Origin of the sequence: Bradyrhizobium sp. (assembly GCF_028868675.1) — a bacterium.
Lineage (GTDB): Bacteria > Pseudomonadota > Alphaproteobacteria > Rhizobiales > Xanthobacteraceae > Bradyrhizobium.
Genome location: NZ_JAGWUA010000235.1, coordinates 1 through 6,692, shown reverse-complemented (window position 1 = coordinate 6,692; position 6,692 = coordinate 1). Strand labels below are relative to the sequence as shown.

The following is a 6,692-nucleotide window of genomic DNA, read 5'->3' as shown; positions in this document are numbered from 1 at the left end:
CGCGGATCGGATCATGGAGGCGCATCCCGAGACCCGCGTCTTGTTCACCTCCGGCTATACCGAACATTCGATGGTCCGCCACGGGCGGCTCGATCCGGGGGGCCATCTCCTGCAAAAGCCCTACAAGAGCGACAGGCTGGCGCAAAAGGTGCGCGAGGTGCTGGACGTCTGACCTGAAGGCAAGCCGCGGACGCGGGGCAGATTCCGGTCCCCGGCTATTGCGGCCGCGCGCCGTGACGCGTAGTAACCGGTCCTGTGCCGTCGGCACTTTCGCTCACGGGTCCAGTTCTCGAACATGCTTGTCGACAGTCACTGCCATCTGGATTTTCCGGATTTTTCCGGCGATCTCGACGGGATCGTGGCGCGCGCCGCCGCAGCCGGCGTCGGCCGCATGGTCACGATCTCGACGCGGGTGCGACGGCTGCCCGAATTGCTCGCGATCGCCGAGCGGTTCGACAACGTCCATTGCTCGGTCGGCACCCACCCCCACCATGCGGACGAAGAGGACGGTATCACGCCGGACGAGCTGGTCGCGCTGACCAGGCATCCCAAGGTCGTCGCGCTCGGGGAGGCCGGGCTCGACTATTTCTACGACCACGGCTCCCCCGAGGCCCAGGCGCGCGGTTTCCGCGCTCATATCGCTGCTGCCCGCGCGACGGGCCTGCCGCTGGTGGTCCATACCCGCGAGGCGGACGAGGATTGCGGCCGGATCCTGGAGGAGGAGGCCGCCAAGGGATCGTTCCGCGCGGTGCTGCATTGTTACACCGGCGGGCGCGAGCTCGCGATGAAGGCGATTGCGCTCGGACTGTCGATCGGATTCACGGGAATCCTGACCTTCAAGAAGTCGGATGCCCTACGCGCGCTCGCGGCCGAGCTGCCGGCCGACCGCATTCTGGTCGAGACCGACTCGCCCTATCTGGCGCCGGGCAAGCATCGCGGCAGGCGCAACGAGCCAGCCTATGTCGTCGAGGTCGCCAAGGTGCTGGCGGAGACACGCGGCGTCTCGCTGGAGGAGATTTCCCGCCAGACTACCGAAAACTTCTTCCGCCTATTCTCCAAAGTCAGGCTTGGAGCGGCCGCATGACGCTGACGCTGACGATCATGGGCTGCGGCTCCTCCGCCGGCGTGCCGCGCCCGGCGCTCGGCTGGGGCGCCTGCGATCCGGCCAACCCGAAGAACCGCCGCCGCCGCTGTTCGCTGCTGGTCGAGCACGCCTCCCAGCACGGCACCACGCGCATCGTGATCGACACCTCGCCGGACCTGCGCGAGCAGTTGATCGATGCGCGCGTCGATCACATCGACGCGGTGTTCTTGACCCACGAGCATGCCGATCAGACCCATGGCATGGACGATTTGCGTTCCGTCGTCATCCACATGCGCCGGCGCATTCCCGTCTATTTCAACCAGTCGACCGCCAAGGACATCATGGCGCGGTTCTCGTACTGCTTCATCTCGCCGGAGGGCAGCGACTATCCGCCGATCCTGACCCGGCATTCGATCGAGGCCGGCGAGACCCAGACCATCTTGGGGAAGGGGGGCGCGGTGAACATGACCGCGTTCCTGGTGCAGCATGGCCAGATTCCGGCGCTCGGCTACCGCATCGGCGATGCCGCCTACACGCCCGATCTCAACGACATTCCGAGAGAGAGCTGGGACGCACTGCAAGACCTCGATCTCTGGATCATCGACGGTCTGCGCTATGCCAGCCATCCCAGCCATCTCAGTATCGACGATGCGCTGTCCTGGATCGACCGTTTCAAGCCGAAGCGGGCCGTCATCACCAACATGACGGCGGACGTCGACTACGAGACGTTGCGGCAGAAGCTGCCCGAGGGCGTGGTCCCCGCTCATGACGGGCTGCGGTTGACGGTGCGCTGACGCCCTGACCGGGCGGACCAGGTGCTACGCGCTTTCCTCAAGGCGACGATCGGCGACCGCCAGCCTTACGCCGAGATCGCCTTCGCCGAGTCCACCTGGTTGCGCAGCAGGAACTTCTGGATCTTGCCGGTGGAGGTCTTCGGGATCGGTCCGAACACCACGGCCTTGGGCGTCTTGAAGCCGGACATGTGGCTGCGGCAGTACGCAATGATATCGGCTTCGGTGGCGCTCGCGCCTTCCTTCAACTCGACGAAGGCGCAGGGCACCTCGCCCCATTTCGGATCGGGTTTGGCGACCACGGCGGCGAACAGCACGGCTGGATGCCTGTAGAGGATGTCCTCGACCTCGACGGAGGAAATGTTCTCGCCGCCGGAGATGATGATGTCCTTGGAGCGGTCCTTGATGATGACGTAGCCGTGCTCGTCGAGCACCCCGAGATCGCCGGTATGGAACCAGCCGCCTCCGAACGCTTCCCGCGTCGCCTTCTCGTTCTTGAGATAGCCCTTCATCACGATGTTGCCGCGGAACATCACCTCGCCGATGGTCTCGCCGTCGCGCGGCACCTCCCGCATGATCTGCGGATCGAGCACCGTGACCGCTTCCTCCAGCGGGTAGGGGACGCCCTGCCGGCGCTTCATGCGCGCGCGTTCGGGCGCCAGCAGATCGTCCCAGCCCGGCTGTTCGGCGCAGACGGAGGCGGGGCCGTAGACCTCGGTCAGTCCATAGACATGGGTGAGCTTGATGCCGATGCTCTCGGCGCCCTCGAGCACTGCGACCGGCGGCGCGGCGCCCGCGATCAGCCCGACGACGCGGCGGGCCGCGTTGCCCTTGGGCGCATCGGGCGCGTTGATCAGCGTGTTGTAGACGATCGGCGCGCCGCACATGTGGGTGACGCCGCGTGTCTTGATGAGCTCGAATATCTTCGTCGGCTCGACCCTGCGCAGGCAGACATTGACGCCCGCGGCGGCCGCAATCGTCCAGGGAAAGCACCAGCCGTTGCAGTGGAACATCGGCAGCGTCCACAGATACACCGGATGCTGGCCGAGATTTCCGGCGAGGATGTTGCTCACGGCGTTGAGATAGGCGCCACGGTGATGGGTGACGACGCCCTTGGGATTGCCTGTCGTGCCCGAAGTGTAGCTCAGCGCGATCGCGTTCCACTCGTCCTGAGGCCGCACCGGTACGAAATTCGGATCGCCCTGCGCAAGCGCCGCCTCGTATTCGATCGCGCCGATGCGCATTCCCCCCTTGAAGGAGGCATCGTCGACGTCGATCACGAACGGTTTTGGGCCTTTCATCAGGGCCAGCGCGTCGGTGATCACGCCGCAAAACTCGGGATCGACCAAGATGATCCTGGCTCCGCCGTGATCGAGCTGGAAGGCGATCGAGGGCGCGTCCAGGCGGATGTTGAGCGCGTTGAGCACCGCGCCCGCCATCGGCACGGCAAAGTGCAATTCGTTCATCGCCGGGATGTTCGGCAGCATCGCCGCTACGGTATCGCCGACGCCGATGCCCTTTGCGGCGAGCCAGGAGGCGAACTGCCGGCAGCGCGCGTGGGTCTGAGCCCAAGTGAAGCTACGGCCCTCATAGACGGTGCTGACATGGTCGGGATAGACGGCGGCGCTGCGGGCGAGGAAGCTCAGCGGCGTCAGCGGCACGTAGTTTGCGGGCGTCTTGTCCAGGCCGAGATTGTATTGGTTCTGGCGGTCAGGCATCGGCAACCTCCCTTGGAACGCGCGGCTTACAGGAACCCGATCGATATCCACGGAAACATCGCGACGACGATCAGTCCCGCCAGCAGCGCCAGCAGATAGCCCCAGATTGGCCGGATACCCTCGGCCGGGTCAACGCGTCCGATGGCGCAGGCGGCATAGTAGCCAACGCCGAACGGGGGCGCGAACAGCCCGATCCCCATGGCGAGGATGATGATCATGGCGTAATGCACCTCGTGCACGCCGACGGCGCGTGCGATCGGGAACAGCAGCGGACCGAACAGCACGATCGCCGGAATGCCCTCCAGCACGCTGCCGAGGATGGTGAACGCCAGGATCGACACCGCGATGAAGGAGGCGGAGCCACCGGGCAGCCCGGTCATCGCCGATGCCAGCGAGCGGGAGAAGCCGGACTGCGTCAGGCCCCAGGCCATGCCGGTGGCGGTGCCGATGATCAGCAGGATCGCGCCGGACAAGGCCGCGGTCTCCACCAGCATCGGAAACAGCCGCCGCCATTCGAAGCGACGATAGATCAGGAGCCCGACGAGGGCGCCATAGACGATGCCGATGGTCGAGACTTCGGTAGCGGTCGCGATACCCTCGACCACGGCGTAGCGGATGACGAAAGGCAGCGCCAGCGCGGGCAGGGCGACGATGAAGGTCCTTGCGATCTCGCCGCCGCCGGCGCGCCGGACATGGCTCATGTCCTCGTTGCGATAGCGCCACCACACCAGCATGCAGAGCGTGACGGCGAGCACCACGCCCGGCAAAAGCCCGCCGGTGAACAGCGCGGCGATCGAGACGCCGGTCACCGATCCGATGGTGATGAGCACGAGGCTCGGCGGAATGGTCTCGGTCTGCGCGCCGGTTGCGGCGAGCAGCGCCACGAGATCGCCGGGGCGGGCGCCACGCTGCTTCATCTCGGGGAACAGTACCGGCGCGACCGCCGCCATGTCGGCAGCTTTGGCGCCGGAGATGCCGGAGACGAGATACATCGCGCCGACCAGCACGTAATGCAGCCCGCCCCTGACATGGCCGAGCAGGCTTGCCAGGAACGCCACCATGGCCCGCGCCATGCCCGTCATCTCGATCAGGAGCCCAAGGAAGACGAACAGCGGCACCGAGAGCAGGATGAGGTGGCTCATGCCCTCGTCCATCCGCCCGACCAGCACCATGACCGGCGTGCGCGTGGTCAGCGCCAGATAGCCGAAGATCGCGAGCCCGAAGCCGAATGCGATGGGAACGCCGGCGAACACGCAGAAGCCGGCGACGCCGACGAAGAAAATGACGAGGTTGAGATTGCCGAGCGGCTTCAGATAGGGTTGAGCCAGCCAGAACAGGCCGATGAAGACGGCGACCGAAGCCAGCGCGGCCAGCATCATGCGGATGTCGGCGGCGCGCAGCAGCCTCAGCAAGGCAAACAGCGCCATCAGGCAGATGCCGATCGGCAGCGCAGCGGCACGCCAGATGTTGGAGATCTGCAGCGCCGGCGTGGTGATGTAGCTCTCCTCGTAGGCGTAGTCCCAGGACGGCCAGACGATCAGCACGAGGAACGCCAGCGCCGCACAGGTCGCGATCAGGTCGAGATAGGCCCGCATCGCCGGCCGCGCATTGGCCACGACCGCGGTCATGCGCATGTGCTCGGAGCGGCGGAACGCCACCGCCGCACCGAGCATCGCAAGCCACAGGAACAGGATGGAAGCGAGCTCGTCCGACCAGATCAGCGGCCGGTGCAGCCCGTAGCGCGCCACCACGCCCGCAAACAGGATCACGATCTCGGCGACGACCAGGATCGCCGCCGGGATCTCGACGATCAGGCCGAGCAGCGCTTCCAGCGCCGCGAGCGGCGAAGGTCGGCGAGGGGACACCTCGCCCACCACGACCTCGGTGATCTCGACCTCGGCGACCTCGATGCGAGCCATGACGGCCTGGAGGCGTTACGACAGCTTGCCGACGGCCTTTTCCAGGAGCTCCCAGGCCTGGTCGCCGTATTTGCCTTTCCACTCGGCATAGAAGCCGGCCGAACGCAGCTTGTCGCGGAACGGCGCGGTGGCGGGCTGGTTGAAGACCAGGCCCTTGGCCGCCAGCTCCTGCTGCAGGTTGGCGTTCAGCTTGGCGGTGTCGACGCGCTCGTTGACTGCGGCCGCATTGATGTTCTTGGCGACGATCGTGCGGATGTCCTGCGGCAGCTTCTCCCAGGCCCGGCGGTTCGCCAGGAACCAGAACCCGTCCCACATGTGGTTGGTCAGCGAGCAGTACTTCTGCACCTCGTACAGCTTTGCGGTCGAGATGATCGCCAGCGGGTTCTCCTGGCCCTCGACGATCTTGGTCTGCAGCGCCGAATAGACCTCGCTGAAATTGATCGAGGCGGGCGCGGCGTCGAACGCCTTGAACATCGAGGTCCACAGCGGCGACACCGGCACGCGGATCTTGAAGCCCTTGAGGTCGTCGGGACCGTTGATCGGCTTGGTCGACGACGTGGTCTGGCGGAAGCCGTTGTCCCAGATCTTGTCCATGACCTCGAGGCCGGCCTTCTTGATCTCGCCGCGGACATAGGCGCCGAGGTCGCCGTCCATGGCCTTCCAGACCGTGTCGTAGTCCGGGAACGCGAAGCCGATGCCGTTGATCGAGGCCGCCGGGACCAGGGTCGCCAGGATCAGGCCCGACAGCGTGAAGAACTCGACGCCGCCGGAGCGGATCTGGCTCAGCATGTCGGTATCGGAACCGAGCTGGTTGTTCGGGAAGATCTGCAGGTCGAACTTGCCGTTGGTCTCGCTCTTGATCGCGGCGGCCATTTCCTTGGCGCGCACGTTCAGCGGATGGGAGTCCGGCAGGTTGTTGGCGTATTTGTAGGTGAACTCGGCGCTCTGGGCACGGGCCACATGCGGTGCGCCGATGCCGCCAAGGACCGCGGTCGCGGCAGAAGCCTTGAGAAGCGTGCGTCGGGAAAAGCTCATCGGGTTTGCTCCCTGAAATAGGATGTTGTTCTTGTGAGATGCAAACCATACGGACCTCAGGTCGGACGGTCATCTGCGATCTCGCGCGAATGCCGCTTATTGCAGCCACGCGCGGTCGCGGCAATATCGGCTTTCAGGCGAACGG

Annotated in this window: 5 protein-coding genes; 2 read left to right on the top strand and 3 right to left on the bottom strand. The window is 65.7% G+C overall.

The genetic code is table 11. From position 1 onward, the window contains the following. Positions 1-295 precede the first annotated feature (295 nt). On the top strand, positions 296-1,084 hold the full coding sequence (locus KGM94_RS22200) for a TatD family hydrolase (RefSeq protein WP_300264141.1): 789 nt from the start codon (positions 296-298) through the stop codon (positions 1,082-1,084). Next, positions 1,081-1,878 (top strand): MBL fold metallo-hydrolase, encoded by a 798-nt coding sequence (locus tag KGM94_RS22195; RefSeq protein ID WP_300264139.1) that lies wholly within the window; start codon positions 1,081-1,083, stop codon positions 1,876-1,878. The genes KGM94_RS22200 and KGM94_RS22195 overlap by 4 nt, the downstream gene beginning before the upstream one ends. A gap of 65 nt (positions 1,879-1,943) precedes the next feature. Here the strand turns inward: KGM94_RS22195 and KGM94_RS22190 are convergent, their stop codons facing one another. From KGM94_RS22190 to KGM94_RS22180, 3 genes are read right to left on the bottom strand one after another with little or no spacing between them, the layout of a single operon-like run. After that, positions 1,944-3,593, bottom strand: coding sequence for an acyl-CoA synthetase (locus KGM94_RS22190; protein WP_300264137.1), 1,650 nt, complete (start codon positions 3,591-3,593; stop codon positions 1,944-1,946). Between the two features lie 26 nt (positions 3,594-3,619). Then, a complete protein-coding gene (locus KGM94_RS22185; RefSeq protein ID WP_300264135.1) occupies positions 3,620-5,512 on the bottom strand; it encodes a TRAP transporter large permease subunit in 1,893 nt (630 codons plus the stop codon). A gap of 15 nt (positions 5,513-5,527) precedes the next feature. Beyond that, positions 5,528-6,547 carry a TRAP transporter substrate-binding protein gene (locus KGM94_RS22180; RefSeq protein WP_300264134.1) on the bottom strand — a complete coding sequence of 340 codons (1,020 nt, stop codon included), beginning with the start codon at positions 6,545-6,547 and terminating at the stop codon, positions 5,528-5,530. Between the last annotated feature and the right edge of the window lie 145 nt (positions 6,548-6,692).